Source organism: Stenotrophomonas sp. A3_2 (assembly GCF_036624925.1).
GTDB classification, from domain to species: Bacteria; Pseudomonadota; Gammaproteobacteria; order Xanthomonadales; family Xanthomonadaceae; genus Stenotrophomonas; species Stenotrophomonas hibiscicola.
The window spans coordinates 1-16,474 of record NZ_JAZKVY010000036.1 but is presented as its reverse complement, the minus strand read 5'-3'; the positions used below and the strand labels follow the sequence as shown (position 1 = coordinate 16,474).

The window sequence follows — 16,474 nt, the reverse complement described above, 5'->3', positions numbered from 1 at the left end:
AAACGTCTGCAAGATGGACAATCATCCTTCCTGCAGGCGCCTTCACAAGATACCTGCGCATACTTTCAAAGATCCGGGGAAGTGGCCTCAGCGCCATTCCCGTGTGCTGCGAAGTTTCCTTCGTAGCGAGCCGCCCATTATAGCCGGCTTTTCCGCTTCGTCAACACCTTTTTTCAAGGCCGTCTCACCGGAGTGGACGTTGTTGCCGATGCTGCTTCGTCGTTGGACCCGAGGGTCTTTCGTCGTTGCGAGCCGCCTATTATGCCGGACTTTCCGAGTCCGTCAACACCTTCGTTCGATCAACTCGTTCGCCGGTGATGGCGTTGCTGATCGCGTGCCGTTTCCGAGGAAGCGATGCGTTGCAGCAAGGGGGCGAATTCTAGAGATCCTGCAGATTTCGTCAAGGCTTTTTTTTCATGGTGATGACAGAAGCGCCGCGACTTCAGGCATGACGTACGCTCGAAGATCACTGCGGCGTTGCCCGCGCGTTGCGCGGTCAACGCCGCAACGGCTATCAATGCACGGATGCAACAAGGAGAGACGGCAATGAACATGCAGGTGCGGCAAGCATGGTGGCGCGACCTTTCAGTGCCGGCCGTGGTCGCCGGCTTCATCACCGTGCTGGTCGGCTTCGCCAGTTCCGCAGTGATCGTGTTCCAGGCCGCACAGGCTGTCGGTGCCGACCAGGCACAGATCGCCTCATGGATGTGGGCACTGGGACTGGGCATGGGTGTCACCTGCATCGGGCTGTCGCTGCGCTATCGCGTGCCGGTGGTGACCGCATGGTCGACACCGGGCGCGGCGATGCTGGTGGTCGGTGCTGGTGGCGACTCGCTCGCTGAAGCCACCGGCGCATTCCTGCTCGCTGCGGTGCTTGGCATGCTGGCAGGCTTCTCCGGGGTGTTCGCACGATTGATGCAGCGGGTGCCGATGGCGCTGGCCGCCGGCATGCTGGCCGGCGTGCTGCTGCGCTTCGGTCTGGACGTGTTCGTGGCCATGAATTCCCAACTGGTACTGGCACTGGCAATGTTCGCCACCTGGCTGGCGGGACGCCGCTTGTTCCCGCGCTATGCGGTCATCGCCACACTGCTGGTCGGCATCGCGGTCGCAGCCAGCCGTGACCTGCTGCACGCACAGCAGGTGCAGCTGCAGCTGGCGGTGCCGCAATGGGTGACCCCGTCCCTGTCCTGGACTGCGGTAGCCGGCATCGCCCTGCCCCTGTTCGTGGTCACCATGGCCTCGCAGAACATTCCCGGTGTGGCAGTGATGCGTGCCTCCGGCTATGACGCGCCGGTGTCGCCGCTGATCGGCTGGATCGGCGTGGTCAATACATTGCTGGCGCCGTTCGGTGCCTACGCACTGAACCTGGCCGCGATCACGGCCGCGATCTGCATGGGCCGTGATGCGCACGAGGATCCGGCACGGCGCTACACCGCCGCCATGGCCGCTGGGGCTTTCTATATTGTCATCGGGCTGTTCGGTGCCACCGTGGCCGCCCTGTTCGCGGCTTTCCCAAAGGAGCTGGTGGCCTGCGTGGCCGGTATCGCGTTGTTCGGCACCATCGCCAACAGCCTGGCCAGTGCGCTGGCAGTAGAGCAGGACCGCGAGGCGGCACTGGTCACCTTCCTGGTCACCGCCTCCGGCGTCTCACTGGCCGGCATCGGTTCGGCGTTCTGGGGCCTGGTGGCCGGTGCGCTGTGCCTGCTGGTGCTGCGGCCGCGTCAGGGCCGCTGACCTGTCCTACCCCGCCAGTGCGGCGCCGACGGTGCTCAACACCACCGAGATGACGATGGCGGCCAGTGTGGCGACCACGCTGGTGCCGCCGCGTGCGGTCAGCTCGCTGCGCAGCCGTGCGTCATCGCCGCCGCTGACGGCACGGGCTTGGGCGATCAGGCGTTGGCAGTGTGCCAGGTACCAGGTGTTGCCAAAGGTGCCGGTGGTGACGCTGAGCGCGATGGTGATGACCAGCGACACGCCTTCGGGCACATCCAGCAAGGTCTCCACCACGCTGATCAGCAGCAGCAGGCCGACCCACATTGCCGCCAGGCGGTACATCCTGCGGTACATCATCCAGATCGGGCCGAGCAGGAAGGCCGGCCAGTGCCAGGTTCCACTGGCGGTGGCAATGCCCTGATCCAGTCGCCAGCGCTGGCGATAGATCGGGAAGTTGCCGCCGACCACGCTGGCGTACAAGGCCATCTCGTCCTCCAGCCCCGCGGCGGCAGCCGTATCCGGTGCAGCGGCGGGGGCTCGATACGGATCGGACGGATCGCCGACACTTGGCGCAACGACCTCAACCGGTGGGGCTGTGTCGATATCCGGAGCCGGCGCCGTCTCGATGGGCGTTGAATCCTGTTCCAGCTCCGCCAAGGGGCGCCACGAGGGCATGCCTTCGCGCCACAGCAGCGTGCGTGCCGTCACCGTGCCGTCCTGCTGCAGGCGACGCAGGGCGGCCAGGTCCACCGGTCCTTCGCTCTGCCTGCTGTTGGCGTACCACCACTGTGCGTCCTGCATGAAAACATCCTTGCTGCGTTGATTCGTTACCGGGTTACCGGTGTCCACGGTGCCGCGGACAATGTCTGTGACAGCACATGGCTGCCACCCGGCGGCAGGGTCACCACGTCGGGTCCGGCGTTGGCCGCTTCCAGGCAGACGTAGTCGCGCCAGCCCTCACCCACATCTGCCATCTTCGCTGCAGCCTCGGCACCGGGATTCCACGCCACCAGCGAGCGGCTTCCTTCCGTACGGATGTCGATGCGGCGTTTCAGCACCGGATCACGCAGGACATAGTGACCCTTGGCCTGCGTGTAGATGCGGTCGCTGCGCCCGGGATCACGGGGATCGCGCAACGTCCAGGCGCCCTGCTGCCGACGCGGCGTCGCATAGTTCTCGAACTTGTCCAGATAGTCCAGTCCGTCCACGCCGTCCACATCCACCGCGCTGGCATCACCCACGCGGAAATAGTTGTGCAGCGCCTGGGTGATGCTGGCAGGGGAACTGCCGACGTTCTCGGTGATCAGTCGCTGGGTCAACTGGCGGCCTACGCGCACAGTCATCCTCAATCGCAGGTCCAGGCTCTGCAGCACCGGGGGTGCCAGCGTGAGCTCGATGCTGCCGTCGTCCAGGCGACGGGCCTGTTGCAGTTCCCACGGCACGGTACGGACGAAACCGTGGGCGGGCACGTCGTTGCCCTGGCCTTGGCGGCCGAAGTACGGCCAGCAGACGGGGCTGCCTCCGCGGATCGGCGTGGGCAGTTCGGCGCGCCGGGGGGACAGCCACATCAGATCCGGCTGGCCCTTGGGCACGAAGGAAAGCAGCTGGCCGCCAAACACACTGATGGCCGCGCTGGCGTCGCCGGTTTCCACCAGCCAGGCATCGAGCCCCTGGTACTGCCCGCTGCGTACACCCTGGATCTGCTGCACGTGGGATCGACTCCGTATGGCCGGCGATTGCACGGCACTGTAGTTGCTGGGAAGCATGAAACGCGTGGGCACCGGTGCAGTGCGCGGCGCGTTCTGCAGAGTGCGAAGGATACGCTGTCCCGCGCGCCCATCTGCGTTGGCCCAGCCCAGGCGCTGCTGCTCGACCTGGATGGCGCGACGCGTGGCCGTACCGATCATGCCGTCGGCGCTTCCGATGTCGTGGCCGCGGGCCAGCAGCAGGGTCTGCAGCTGGCGGCGCTCATCGCGGCCGATACCGGGATCATCGGTCGGCCAGGCCGTGGCCAGGCCCGTGCCGCCACGCAGCTGGTCGGCCAGCGTGGCGATCGCCAGCGCGTAGCTTTCGGCAGCGTTGTAGCTGTAGATCGCGTCGTAGTTGCGGAACACCAGCAACGCAGGGCCCTTGCCGCCCGCCGGCAGCAGCAGGGCCGCGCGCGCGTCGGCAGGCAGGTTGGCCGGGGCCAACGCGCTGCCATCCAATGCGGTCACACCTTGCGCACGCCAGTCGGCCAGCGCCCGACGCTGGGTGCGCCCGGCCTGGCTGGCGTCGAAACCGGGCGGGATACGCACTTCCATGCCCCACGGCTCTCCGCTGCGCCAGCCGGCGCGCTTGAGGTAATTGGCGGTGGACGCCAGCGCATCGGGAATGCTGCCGACCAGATCGCGGCGGCCATCGCCATCACCGTCCACGGCGATGCGTGCATAGGTGCTGGGCATGAACTGCGTATGCCCGAAGGCGCCGGCCCAGGAACCGGTGAGCCCCTGTGCCTGCAGGTCGCCGCGGTCGATCAACTTGAGCAGGGCCAGCAGCTCACCACGGAAGAAGGGCTGGCGGCGGCCGGCACAGGACAGCGTGGCCAGCGACTGCAGCAGCGGGCGCTTGCCGAACACACGGCCGTAGTCGCTCTCCACGCCCCAGACTGCGACGATGGTGGCCGGATCGACGCCGTACTGGGCCGACACCCGATCAAGCAGGGCCCGATGCTGCTGCAGCAGGACGCGCCCATCGTCCACGCGCTGGCGATCGACCAGCGCGGCCAGGTAGTCCCAGATCGGCGTGGTGAATTCCGGCTGCGCGTCGAGCAGGCCGAGCACGCTGGGATCGGGGGTGAGCCCGGCGATAATCCCATTGAAGCGGTCGGCACTGATGCCCTGGCTGGCGGCTGTCGATTGCAGGACGGCCAGGCAGCGGCTGAAAGCGGGATCGCTGCTGGCCGCAGGCGCTGCTGTCGAAGCGGGTGCCGCGGCGAGCACGGCCGCCAGGCCGAGCGTGGTCAGAATGGGCATGGCGTCCTCCGTGTTGCCGTTGCAGGGCCATCTTAGGCGCAGCGTAGGCGGACCTGAAGCAGCGCGGGCTGGCGGCGGCTAAAGGGCGCGAAGCAGGCGCAGGCCATAGGCCGGGCTTTCAGCATCCCAGCGCCGCACGACCTGCAGGCCCGCTGGCAGCAGCAACGCTTCGAAGCTGTCGTCGGTGTACTTGTGGCTGTATTCGACGCGGATCGGCTCGTCGGCCTGGAAGTGGAAGGTGCGGCCATCCAGACGGACGTCCTGTGCGCGCTGGCTGACCAGATCGGTTTCGATGCGCAGCCGCGCGATGCTGTAGCGGGCGCGGTGGCGGAAGCCGTCCAGATCGAAGTCGCTGCCGATCTCGCGGTTCAGGCGCGCCAGCAGGTTGAGGGTGAATGCAGCAGTGATGCCCTGCACATCGTTGTAGGCGGCTTCGATCAATGCCGGGTCCTTGTGCAGATCGATGCCGACCAGGGCCAGGCCATCGCGGCCCATGGTCTGGCGCATCGCGCGCAGCAGTGCGACGGCATCCTCTTCGATGAAATTGCCCAACGTGGAGCCCGGGAAGAACAACAGGCGCCGCGCAGGCTCGCGTTCCGGTATCGGGACGGCGACCGCGCGGGTGAAGTCGGCACAGACCGGCAGCATCTCGACGTCCGGCAGCGCCGGGGCCAGATGGTCGATGCTGGACAGCAGCGCGGCGCGCGAGATCTCGATGGGGGTGTAGGCCACGGGGTCCTGCAGTGCCGCCAGCAGCAGCGCGGTCTTGCGGCCACTGCCGCTGCCCAGCTCCACCACATGAACATGAGGACCGACGCTGCGGGCGATGTCCGGCAGCACCCGCGCCAGCAGCGCCAGCTCGGTACGCGTGGGGTAGTACTCGCAGGTCTGCGTGATCTGCTCGAACAGGCGTGAGCCGCGTGCATCGTAGAAATACTTGGATGGCAGCTGGCGCGGTGTGCGCGACAACCCGGCCACCACGTCGGTGAGGATCTGCTGGCGGCCGGGGGTGAGGTCGGTCAACGCCTGCAGCGCGTCGTGCACGGTGCTCATGTGAGGTCCCTGGCCAGGCGCAGTCCGGAGAACTGCCAGCGCGCCGGCGGCATGAAGAAATTGCGATAGCTGGCGCGCACATGGCCCCGTGGCGTGACGCAGCTGCCGCCGCGCAGCACCCATTGGCCGCACATGAACTTGCCGTTGTACTCACCGAGGTTGCCCGCGAAAGGGCGGTAGCCGGGATAGGCGCCATACGCGCTGTGAGTCCACTCCCAGACATCACCGAACAGCTGGCGCAGGCCGCTGCCCTGCCCCGCCTGCGGGTGCAGGTGATCGTCATCGGCAAAGTGGCCCCGCACCGCCTGAGACGCGGCCGCGGCCTCCCACTCGAACTCGCTGGGCAGGCGTGCCCCGGCCCAGCGGGCACAGGCATCGGCCTCGAAGTAGCTGAGATGGCAGACCGGCGCGTGCGGATCCAGTTCGCGCCAACCGCCCAGGGTGTATTCGCGCTGCAGGGTGTCATCCCAGTACAGCGGGTGCTGCCAGTCCTCGGCTTCACGCAATGCCCAGCCTTCACTGAGCCACCAGCGCGGTTCGCGGTAGCCGCCGGCATCGATGAAAGCACGGTACTCGGCATTGCTGACGGGACGTTCGGCCAGAGCATGTGCCGGCAGCAGCACGCGGTGCGGCGGCGATTCGTTGTCGTAGGCAAACGCAGCGTGCTGCGGCCAGGCTGCAGCGCCGACGGTAACGATGCGCTCGGGTGATTCGATCCACCCCTGTGCACTGGCAGCGCCAGGGGGGGTGGGCAGGTCCTCGCGGTAGGCCGGCTGCAGCGGATTGCACCAGAACGCGTGCTTGATGTCGGTCAACAACAACTCCTGATGCTGTTGTTCGTGCTGCAGGCCCAGCTGCAGGTTGTGCAGCGCGTGTGGGTCCAGGTCACCTGCCGATAGCCGCGACTGCACCTGTGCATCGACCTGCTGGCGATAGTCATGCACCTGCTGCAGCGAGGGCCGTGAGAGGAGGCCGCGCTGCGGCCGGGCATGGGCGGGGCCGATACTCTTGTAGTAGCTGTTGAACAGGTAGTCCCATGCAGGGTCATGTGCAGGCGCAGGCGGGAAGCCGGCCAGCACGAAGCGTTCGAAGAACCAGGTGGTGTGGGCCAGGTGCCACTTGCTGGGGCTGGCATCGGCCATGCTCTGCAGCATGGCGTCCTCGGCGCTGAGCGGGCCGGCCAGTTGCATGCTGCGCGCACGCACGCGTGCGAACTGGTGGGCGAGATCGTGCTGCGGGGCAGCGACGGCGGCGGGTACGCTGTCCATGCCGACAGCATCGGTGCCGGCGGGTGAGTGCGATGTCATGGTCCGGCGTCACTTCGTTCACATGGATGGGCCTGCCGCATTCAAGAAGCCGCCCCGAACGCCGCTAACGGCAATGCTGCGGCCGCGTCGTCACCGCGCTGGAATTCCTGATTGCCCCTGCATCCGCTCCGCCAGCCTGCGCACTACCTGTTCGTGCTGCCCGCCGTGCTGGTTGCCGTGGTGCTGTGGGCGGCGTTGGGCAACGAAGACGTGGCCAGTCCGGCCCAACGCGTTCTGCCCTGGCTGCTGGCCAGCCTCGGTGCCGGCCTGGCCCTTCTCTACCACCAGGTGCGTGCGCTCTGCCTGCTGTTGGTGGTGGCAGTCATGTTCGCGATGCTGCACCAGGATGTCGGCGGCTACCTGCGCAGCGGCCATGTCAGCGCGCTGACACCACTGCGCTTCCATGCCATCTCGGCGTGGCTGCCGTTGCTGTTCGCCGGCCTGTCATTGTGGCCGGAGCGTGGGCGGCGCAGGCACGACCTGCTGTTGCGCTCCGTCGCCAGCAGTACGGCATTGCTGATCTTCCTGCTGCTGGCCGCGCAGCAGCCGCGCGGCATGCATGATCTGCTGTCGAACCGTCATTGGGCGTGGATCCCGGCCGACTGGAACGCGCTGGCGCAGCTGCCGGCGCTGCTGTTCCTGCTGGCCACGGCGGCGCTGGGTTGGCAGGCATGGCGGCATCCGCGGCCGCTGCACACGGCTATGCTGCTGGCGCTGCTGTGCCTGTGGTGGATGCTGCCGAGGGTCTTCCTGCAGCCGGTGCTGCTGCCTGCGCTGGCCAGTGCGGCCCTGCTGCTGATGCTGGGCGCGATGCTGCAGGAGTCGTTCCACATGGCGTTCCGCGACGAACTGACCGGCCTGCCAGGGCGCCGCGCCTTCAATGAGACCCTGCAACGGGCGCGCGGCACCTACAGCATCGCGATGGTGGACGTGGACCACTTCAAATCGTTCAACGACACCCACGGCCACGACACCGGCGACGACGTGCTGCGCCTGGTGGCCTCGCGGCTGGCGCGGGTCGGTGATGGTGGACGTGCGTTCCGCTACGGCGGCGAGGAGTTCGCGGTGGTGTTCCTGGGCCAGCCGGCCGACGCCTGCATGGATGCCGTGGAAGCCTTGCGGCAGAGCATCGAGGACACCCGCATGCAGCTGCGCGACCGCAGCACCCGCAGCCGCGACGATGACGCCGGGCGTCAGCAACGCGGGCGCGGCGGCAGCGGCCCGGTAGTGCAGGTGACGGTGAGCATCGGCCTGGCCGACAGCCTTGTGGACCCGCGCCCGGCAGCGGTGGTCAAGGCCGCCGACCGGGCGCTGTACGCAGCCAAGGACGGCGGCCGCAACCAGATCCGGGCGAACGCCGGACAGCGGGCTGAGGCTCAGACTGCGTCGAGGTAGTACCAGCGACCGTCGATGCGCAGGAAGCGGCTGTGTTCGGTCATCTTCACCGCGCTGCCGCCGCCTACCCGGTAGCGGGCGGTGAACCTCACCTCGGCGCTGTCAGCGCCGGTGACGGTGTGCTCATGGACGGTCAGGCCCAGCCAGTGCGTACGCTGCCCGGGCGCGTCATCCAGCGACAACTCGACCGGACGCGTGTCCGGATGCCAGCTCTGGCGCAGGTAGCCTGCCAGGCCCCGCACGTACGCGCTGTAGCGCGAACGCATGAGGCGTTCGGCGTCGGGGACGGTGTCGCCAGCATGGAAACGGCCACAGCAGGCGGCGTACTCCGCGGGAAGCCCGCAGGGACAGGGATCGGCAGGTTTTCGGCTCATGCGCGCATTGTCGCGCGGGGCGCCGCCAGCATCCATCGGCGAAGGGCGTATGCTGTCGCGCCCCCACCTTGATTGATCGCCGTGCTGGAACTGGTTCCCCCCGAGTTGTGGTGGCTGGTGGTGATCGCCTTCATCGCCGGTCTTGTGGATGCCGCCGTCGGTGGCGGTGGCCTGGTGCAGCTGCCGGGACTGTTCACGGTGCTGCCGCAGCAGACACCGGCGATGCTGTTCGGCACCAACAAGTTCAGTTCGATGTTCGGTACCGGTGCGGCTGCCTGGCGTTACGCGCGCAACGTGCGTTTCCCGTGGAAGCCGGTACTGTTCGCGGCTGGTACCGCCTTCATCTTCTCCTTCGCCGGGGCCACTGCGGTAAGCCTGCTGCCCAAGGACGCGGTGCGCCCGCTGGTGCTGGTCCTGCTGATCGCGATGCTGGCCTACACGCTGTGGAAGAAGGACTTCGGCGCGTTGCACCGGCCACAGGAGATCGGCCGCCGCGAGCTGGTGATCGCACTGGCGATCGGTGCGGCGATCGGCTTCTACGATGGATTCTTCGGGCCGGGTACCGGCAGCTTCCTGATCTTCCTGTTCGTACGCTTCTTCGGGCTGGATTTCCTGCGCGCGTCAGCGGCATCGAAGGTCGTGAACCTGGCGACCAACGTGGCAGCGATCTCGTTCTTCGTACCAACCGGCAACATCCTGTGGCTGTTCGCGCTGCCGATGGCGGCCGCCAACATCATCGGTTCGGTGGCGGGCACGCGCCTGGCGCTGAAGGGCGGCACGCCGTTCATCCGCAAGCTGTTCGTGGGGCTGGTGGTGGTGCTGATCGCGCGGATGGCGTGGGACACGTTCCGCGGTTCGTGAAAGCGGTTGCCGGCCAGCGGCCGGCACTGCCGGGTCGTGAACCCCGCCCATGGGTGTGCCGGCCGCTGGCCGGCATTCCCCATACGATCGGCCGGGTCAGGCCTCGGCTTCTTCCGGTTCGTTGGCCTGCTGGCGACTGCGCTCGGGCAGCTTCAGGCGCTTGCCTTCTTCGTCGTACTCGATCAGCAACACTCCGGAGTCGTGTCGGCCGCTGATTTCGACGAAGCAGGCGCCGCCGATGAACGGTTCCAGCGTCATCACCGACTTCAGCGGGGTGGCGACCACCATCTGGAAGCCGAAGTTGTCGAAGATGTTCATCGCCAGCGCGGTGAACTCGTTGTCGGCCTTGTCGAAGGCCTCGTCGAGCACGACCGCCGCGTAGCTGGGCAGCTGGCTGTCGGCGCCGCCGAGCTGGTAGCGCAGTGCCGCAGCCAGGCAGGTTGTGGCCAGTTTCTGGCGCTGGCCACCGGACTTGCCCGCGCCACTACGGTAGATCTCGACCTGCTGGCGCGTTTCCGCATCCAGCTCGACGCCGATGAACTCCACGTGCATGCGCACGTCCAGCACCAGCTCGCGCCAGCGCTTGTCCTCGCCTTCCTGCGAGCCCAGTCGGTTGACCAGCTGGCGCAGCACGGTGAACTGCGATTCGGCCAGTTCACGCTGCTCGGTCTGTTGCTGCGACAGCACCTCGCGCAGCTGCAGGTGGAACTCGGCAACTTCCGGCAGGCGGCGGTCGCTCAGTTCGATGGTCAGCAGCGTGCCACGGTTGAACGGCACCTGCTCCAGGCTGGCATTCACTTCATCCAGGCGCTGTCCGATCGACTTCCGGGCTTCGGCGCTGTGGCGCTGCAGGGCCAGCAGGTTGTTCTTGCTCTGGTTCTGCAGCAGATCGAAGAAGCGCTCTTCGTGCTGCGGCAGGCCATCGCGTTCCAGGCGTTCGAGGCGGGCGAGGAAGTCCTCGGCCGAGGCCACCGAGACGGTGAAGTCACCCGACTCCTCCGGCCACTGCTGGATGAAGCGGCGGAAGCAGCCGGTCAGCTGGTTCTCGATGCGGTTGAGGTCCTGCTGCGAGGACGACAGCTGCTCGTTCAGCGCGTTGCTGACCTGGCGCATGTGCGCTTCGAGCGTTTCCAGGCTGAGCGGACCCTGCTCCTGCAGGCGCTCGGCAAGCCCGGCCTCCTGCTCCTGGGCCAGGGTCGGCAGCACCAGTGCACGGCTCTGCTGGCGGGCGCGATCGAGACGGTCGCGCTCCTTGACCAGCTGGCCGCGTTCGACGCGAACGTCCTCATAGGTGCGGCGTGCCTGTTCGATATCCGCACGCACGGCGTCGATCTGCTTGGCCAGCCTGGCGAGATCGGCGTTGCCTTCGCGCAGGTCGCGCAGGGTGGCTTCGATATCGCTCAGGCGCTGCTGCGGAGCGGCGATGTCGATCTCGTTCCAGCTGATGCTGACCAGCTCGTGGCAGGCCAGGCGGCGTTCGTTGTCGCGGTCACGTTGCCCGCGCAGGCGCGCGATGTCGGTCTCGCAGCTGGCGATGCGCTTGGCCAGTTCCTGGGCTTCGCGCTCGAAGGCACCGACCTTGTCGTGGTTGTTGAAGCCGAGGATCCAGCGGCGGCGGTCGCCCACTGCACTGCGGTCGTCCTTCTCGAAACGGTCACCTGGATGCTTGACCTGGCCTTCGCGGGTGATGCCGCGGTCGACGTTGCGCAGTTGCTTGGCATCCACGCATTCGTAGTCGAAGCGCTTGCCCAGCTCGCGGCGCAGCCAACTTTCGAACACATGCTCGCGCAGTTCAAGCTTGTGCAGCAGCGATTTCGCCGAGGGTTCGCGCGCGAACGCATCATCGTTGCGGCGCACGCGGTAGTAGGTGAAGCGCATGCCCAGGTGAGTGCGGTTCACCCACTCGGCAACATCGTTGTAGTGCTTGTCGTCGACCAGCAGCGACAGCGCGAAACCGCCCAGCACGCGCTCGATGGCACCCTGCCAGCCCTGCTCTTCCGCGCGGACCTGGATCAGTTCACCTACGAACGGCAACGCTGCCTCGGCGATGCCGGTCTCTTCGGCCAGGCGCGCACGCAGCTTCTGCATCGGCGCCGGGATGTTGGACGGTGTGCGCTGCATCGCTTCGAGTTCGGCACGGACTTCGCCGAAACGGCGCTCGTCATCGCGCTTGCCACCGAGGCGATCACTGATCGCATCGTCCAGTGCCGAGGAGGCACGCTGGCGATCCTGCAGCTCGTTCTGCGCGCGCTCGACCAGTTCGGCGAAACCGTGCGCGTCGTCCGGCAGTTCGGCCCCCAGCTGCTGTGCCGCCTGGCGTGCCTGCTCGCGCTTGGCCTGGCGCCGGTCGCGCTCAGCTTCGGCACGACCCTGCTCGCGTTCCAGTTCCTCGATGCGCTCACCGCCCTGCTGGCGGCGCTGCAGCTCCAGTTCGGCCAGGCGCTCGGTGTGATTGTCCAGTGCAGCACGGCGCTGGGCTTCTTCGCCAAGCAGGCCGCGGTCACGCACGTCCATCTCGCGCAGGCGCGCTTCGATCAGCGCCTGGCGGCGGCTCTCGCGGAAGCTGTCGACGCCAAGTTTCAAGGCTTCGTCGTCACCGCGCCGGCGGTGCATTTCCTTCAGGTCGTTGTAGTAGGCGCGCGCCGGCAGCAGGGTTTCCACCTGGCGGCGGGCGGTGACCACCGCCTGGTGTGCGCCATCAAGCTCGGCGAAATCGCTGACCAGGCGCTCGGCGGCGTCGAAGGTCTTCGGCGTGTCGAGCATGAAGTCGCGCAGGAAGACGTTGAGGTCTCCCAGGTTCTTCGCCGACTGCGTCTTGTGCAGCAGGCGCAGCGCCATCTCGCTGTCGATGCCGAGCAGGTCGCGGAAGCGCTCGGCGTAGCCGGAGAAGGTGTCGAAGTGGTGCAGGTCGGACAGCTTCTGCTTGAGCTTGCGCAGGTCCAGGTCGAAGCCGCCGAGATCCTTGGCGATGTCGAACGGGCGCTCGGCGATCATGTAGTGCTTGCGCACATCGCCGGCCGAGGTGCCGTTGCCGGAGATCCAGAGCAGGCGCACCAGGCTGACCACGCGGCCATCGCCGGCGCGGTATTCCAGCACCAGTGCGGTCCAGGTGGCGCCTTTGCGCAGGTACTGGGTGGCGATTTCGCCGGTGCCGCTGTCCTGCTGGTCAGCCCACGCGCCACGCACGTAGGACACCAGGTTGCGGTCGCGGCCGCTGCGCTCGGCTTCACGCGCAGCGGCGTTGAAGTCGACGATGGCCGGCGGCGTCAGCAGCGCGGACATGGCATCGAGCAGGGTCGACTTGCCCGAGCCGGAGCGGCCGACAAACAGGAAGCCGCGCTCGGCGATCGGCACTTCGGTCAGGCCGTTGAAGGTGCCCCAGTTGTGCACCTGCAGGCGGCGCATGCGGAACTGCTGCAGGCGCGGGTCCGGCAGGCCTTCGTTGAACAGTGCGGGAGTGTGCTTGGAGATAGCCATGCGATGGTCGGGTCTCTCAGGCCTCGGCGGCCGGGGTTTCGCGCAGCTGGCGGTACACCGCCGAAAGCTGGGACACGTCTTCGGCGGAGAACAGCAGCTTCAGCGCCGGCGAGACTTCGTGGCGGTCATCCTGGCCGCTGAGGCGGGTCAGGATGTGGTTGTCCTTCATCTTCTGCACCGCCGAGGCAACGCGGCGGTTGAAGCCGGCGCGGTCGGTGGACAGGTTCTTTTCATAGATGGCCAGCGCTTCGGCCATCTCGGCGTCGGCGACCACCGCGCGGTTGCCGCGTGCATCGGCCTCGGCCAGCTGCTGGCGCAGGTACAGCAGCAGCACCGAGTCGATGAAGGTCAGCGGCGAGGTGCGCAGCAGCACCGGCGCATCAACGTCTTCGGTATCGGCCTGGCGGGTGAACGCCACGCCGCTGTCTCGGTCGAGCACCAGTTCCAGGAACAGGTCCGCCAGCGATGAGCGGATGGCCGCTTCGCTGCGGATCAGCGCGGGCCACAGCTTGGCGTGGCGCAGCTGGTCGATGCTGGGGCCGATCAGCAGCTGGCACAGCGCGCGGCGCGCATCCAGCGGCAGGCGCCCGGTGTCGCCGAGGTAGTACACGTCGTTGCCACGGCGGGGCTGCGCCATGGTCGCCGCCGGCTCGGCCTCGTAGGCGTCTTCCGCCACGTCGGCCTGCGGTGCTTCGATGGGATCTTCATGCCAGCTCATGGCGTCTCTCCTGGGTGAACCAAACCAGCGGGATGCGGGCGCGGCGGATCTGGCCGTCGCCACCGCGCCATTGCGCAAGCTCCTGCTCGCCGGCGACCACGTTGCCGAAACGCGTGCCCAGCGACAGGTAGCCGATGACGCTGCCGAGGCCCTGCGGCGCTTCGCGCTGCGACAGGGCCTGGGCGATGCTGAGCCGCGGCTGTGCATCGAGCAGGTCGTGCAGGTCGCGGCGCAGGGTGCGGAAGTCGATTTCGGACGAAGCGACCAGATCGCCGACGCTTTCCAGACTGATCGCGGCCGCGTCGTTGTACTCGACGTTGCCATCGACCTGGGCACTGCGCGGATCGTGCAGCTTCCATTGCGACCACGAACGCAGGCGGCTGGTGGTCAGCTGCAGGTCGCGGCCGATGCCGCGTTGTGCGGGGAACTCGTCACGCAGCGCCAGCGCTTCGGACTGCGCCTGCTTGAGCAGCTGGTTGAGGCGGCGCTGCTCCAGATAGCCACGGCTCTGTACGAAGCCGCGCAGGCTGCGCGCGAAGTGCTGCAGCACGTCGTGCACCTGGCCACCGCGCTCGAGCATGGTGCTGGTGAAGCCGCGCAGGAAGTTGCGCTCGTTGCGGTCCAGGCGCCGGGCAAAGCCACGCGCCAGCACCGCTTCCAGCGCGGCATCGAGCTGGGCGCTCTGCTCGGCGTCATTGAGCAGACGCCAGAAGGCCTGGAAGCTGCGCCCTGCATCACTCTCGCCGATCACGTCCACGCCTTCGAACAGCTGCGACAGCACGTCGCCGCGCTCGCCTTCATCGTCGATGATGCGTTCGCGGAACTCGCGGTTGAGCTGCTCGAAGTCATCGCGCACGCGCCGGAAATCCTCGGTCAGCTCGTCGGCCAGGCCGATGATCTGGCGCGCACGTTCCAGGGCGCGCTTGCCATCCAGCGCGGTGACGCGGCCGGCGCCGACGCGGGCGATCTCGGCGTCGATGCGGTCGCGCTCGTCGCGCAGCGCCGAGAGGCGGGCATCGGGGTCGGACTCGGTCTGCGCGGCCAGCTGCGAGAGCTGTTCGATGACCAGTGCCAGGCGGCTCTCGGTGGCGGCCACGCGAGCCTGCTCGAGGCCGTCGGCGAAGCGGATCGCCTGTAGCGCTGCGGTCGACAGCTCGTACTGTTCCTGGTCGGCGCCTTCGGGCAGGCGGCGCTCCAACCAGCCTTGGGCCAGCCAGTGCGCGATGTAGGCCTGCGCGGTCCGCGGCAGCTCGCGCGAGAGTTCATCGCCGGCCAGCTGGTCCAGCGCGCGCTGCAGGCGCTCGTTGAGCACCGACGAAGGCAACGTGCGCTCGCCGTCCATCAGCAGGCCCTGCAACAGGCCGATGATTTCCGGGGCATGGTCGGCGGCAAGCAGCTTCCACTGGGGCTGTTCGCGCAGGTGACGGTAACGGGCAATGCGTTCGCGATGCTTCATGCAGCGAAAAGAGTCATGAGGTCTGGTGGGGACAAGCAGCCACCCACGGCGGCTGCGTGGGCAGCCGTGGGCATGCCGGCCACCAGGGGCCGGCGCGGTGCGGGCAAGCGGCTCAGCGCTTGCCGCCCACTTCGATGAAGCGCAGGAACTCGGCGCGGGTGCGCGCGTCGTCGCGGAAGCTGCCCAGCATCTTGGAGGTGACCATGCTGACGCCGCGCTTGTGGATGCCGCGGGTGGTCATGCACTCGTGGGCGCCTTCGACGACCACGCCGACGCCGATCGGCTGCAGCACGTCCTGGATGCACTGGGCGATCTGCGCGGTCATCTTCTCCTGCACCTGGAAACGGCGGGCGTAGGCTTCGACGACGCGGGCAAGCTTGCTGATGCCCACCACCTTGCCGGCCGGCAGGTAGCCGACATGCACGCGGCCGATGATCGGCGCCATGTGGTGTTCGCAGTGGCTTTCGTACTCGATGTCACGCAGGACGATCAGTTCGTCGTAGCCGGCCACTTCCTCGAAGGTCCGCTCCATGTAGGCGCGCGGGTCGTCGCGGTAACCGCTGAACCAGTCGCCATAGGCTTCGGCGACACGGCGGGGGGTATCCAGCAGGCCTTCACGGGACGGGTCCTCACCGGCCCAGCGCAGCAGGGTGCGCACGGCATCCTCGGCCTGGTCCTGGGTCACGTCGCCCTGCGGGGCGGCCTTTTCGTTGTTCTTGCTCATTGCGTACAGCGTCCCGAACGGGGGGCGAGCATCGTACCCGACCGGGGGGTGGGTCGTCCTGTTGGGACGGTTCATCGGGGGTGACGCGCGGCGCCGGACTGCTATCGGTTTGGAGCGGGAAGGGCGGCAGGGCAGGAAACGCCGTAAACCCGTCCCTGGGGGCTCGGTCGGCGCATCCATGCGCCTCACGGTCCTGCCCTGCCGCCCTTCCCGCTCCCTGACGGTTTCCTGCGGGCGCGGCCGGACCGCCCGAAAGCGGGGTCAAAAGCGGGGGTTCATGGCTTCGGAAGCGGTGTGCCGCCCTGGTGGGTGCGGACCTTGGTCCGCACTGCTTTTGCCCTTAGAGCCAACCCACCGCGCTCGCGGGATGTGGGGTGGGTGG

The 16,474-nt window shown here is 67.6% G+C and carries 13 protein-coding genes; 3 read left to right on the top strand and 10 right to left on the bottom strand.

The annotated features are described in order from the left end of the window. Positions 1 to 299: 299 nt before the first annotated feature. On the bottom strand, positions 300 to 554 hold the full coding sequence (locus tag R5H29_RS00330; RefSeq protein ID WP_125437961.1) for a hypothetical protein: 255 nt from the start codon (positions 552 to 554) through the stop codon (positions 300 to 302). On the opposite strand from R5H29_RS00330, the gene R5H29_RS00325 reads away from it, so the two are divergent. Continuing rightward, positions 547 to 1,734: a benzoate/H(+) symporter BenE family transporter gene (locus tag R5H29_RS00325; protein ID WP_049412904.1), complete on the top strand. Its 1,188-nt coding sequence runs from the start codon at positions 547 to 549 to the stop codon at positions 1,732 to 1,734. The two genes, R5H29_RS00330 and R5H29_RS00325, sit on opposite strands and share 8 nt — an antisense overlap. A 6-nt stretch (positions 1,735 to 1,740) precedes the next feature. Here R5H29_RS00325 and R5H29_RS00320 read toward each other — a convergent pair whose 3' ends face one another. From R5H29_RS00320 to egtB, 4 genes are all read right to left on the bottom strand, one after another. After that, positions 1,741 to 2,514 (bottom strand): DUF2628 domain-containing protein, encoded by a 774-nt coding sequence (locus R5H29_RS00320; protein ID WP_332328546.1) that lies wholly within the window; start codon positions 2,512 to 2,514, stop codon positions 1,741 to 1,743. 26 nt (positions 2,515 to 2,540) lie between these two features. Beyond that, positions 2,541 to 4,727 (bottom strand): lytic murein transglycosylase, encoded by a 2,187-nt coding sequence (locus tag R5H29_RS00315; RefSeq protein WP_332328545.1) that lies wholly within the window; start codon positions 4,725 to 4,727, stop codon positions 2,541 to 2,543. A 78-nt stretch (positions 4,728 to 4,805) separates the two neighbouring features. Further along, positions 4,806 to 5,780 carry an L-histidine N(alpha)-methyltransferase gene (egtD, locus tag R5H29_RS00310; protein WP_207050149.1) on the bottom strand — a complete coding sequence of 325 codons (975 nt, stop codon included), beginning with the start codon at positions 5,778 to 5,780 and terminating at the stop codon, positions 4,806 to 4,808. Next, on the bottom strand, positions 5,777 to 7,048 hold the full coding sequence (gene egtB, locus R5H29_RS00305) for an ergothioneine biosynthesis protein EgtB (protein ID WP_332328544.1): 1,272 nt from the start codon (positions 7,046 to 7,048) through the stop codon (positions 5,777 to 5,779). Before egtB ends, egtD begins: the two co-directional genes overlap by 4 nt. Positions 7,049 to 7,198: 150 nt before the next feature. Between egtB and R5H29_RS00300 the strand changes: the two genes are divergently transcribed. Continuing rightward, complete coding sequence (locus R5H29_RS00300) at positions 7,199 to 8,482, top strand: diguanylate cyclase (RefSeq protein ID WP_227845131.1); 1,284 nt, start codon at positions 7,199 to 7,201, stop codon at positions 8,480 to 8,482. Here the strand turns inward: R5H29_RS00300 and R5H29_RS00295 are convergent. After that, a complete protein-coding gene (locus tag R5H29_RS00295; RefSeq protein ID WP_026346891.1) occupies positions 8,464 to 8,856 on the bottom strand; it encodes a YchJ family protein in 393 nt (130 codons plus the stop codon). The two genes, R5H29_RS00300 and R5H29_RS00295, sit on opposite strands and share 19 nt — an antisense overlap. An 81-nt stretch (positions 8,857 to 8,937) precedes the next feature. Between R5H29_RS00295 and R5H29_RS00290 the strand changes: the two genes are divergently transcribed. After that, positions 8,938 to 9,717 (top strand): TSUP family transporter, encoded by a 780-nt coding sequence (locus R5H29_RS00290; protein ID WP_134732508.1) that lies wholly within the window; start codon positions 8,938 to 8,940, stop codon positions 9,715 to 9,717. 96 nt (positions 9,718 to 9,813) lie between these two features. Here the strand turns inward: R5H29_RS00290 and R5H29_RS00285 are convergent, their stop codons facing one another. The 4 genes from R5H29_RS00285 to folE all read right to left on the bottom strand — a co-directional run bounded on the left by R5H29_RS00285 (position 9,814) and on the right by folE (position 16,092). After that, positions 9,814 to 13,194 (bottom strand): SbcC/MukB-like Walker B domain-containing protein, encoded by a 3,381-nt coding sequence (locus R5H29_RS00285; protein ID WP_332328543.1) that lies wholly within the window; start codon positions 13,192 to 13,194, stop codon positions 9,814 to 9,816. Positions 13,195 to 13,210: 16 nt separating this feature from the next. Beyond that, the gene (locus R5H29_RS00280; protein ID WP_019658765.1) at positions 13,211 to 13,912 is read right to left on the bottom strand and encodes a DUF4194 domain-containing protein; all 702 of its coding nucleotides are present in this window, start codon (positions 13,910 to 13,912) and stop codon (positions 13,211 to 13,213) included. Then, positions 13,899 to 15,368, bottom strand: a complete 1,470-nt coding sequence (locus R5H29_RS00275) for a DUF3375 domain-containing protein (RefSeq protein WP_019658766.1) — start codon at positions 15,366 to 15,368, stop codon at positions 13,899 to 13,901. The genes R5H29_RS00280 and R5H29_RS00275 overlap by 14 nt, the downstream gene beginning before the upstream one ends. A gap of 112 nt (positions 15,369 to 15,480) precedes the next feature. After that, a complete protein-coding gene (folE, locus tag R5H29_RS00270) occupies positions 15,481 to 16,092 on the bottom strand; it encodes a GTP cyclohydrolase I FolE (protein WP_004141296.1) in 612 nt (203 codons plus the stop codon). Positions 16,093 to 16,474 lie beyond the last annotated feature (382 nt).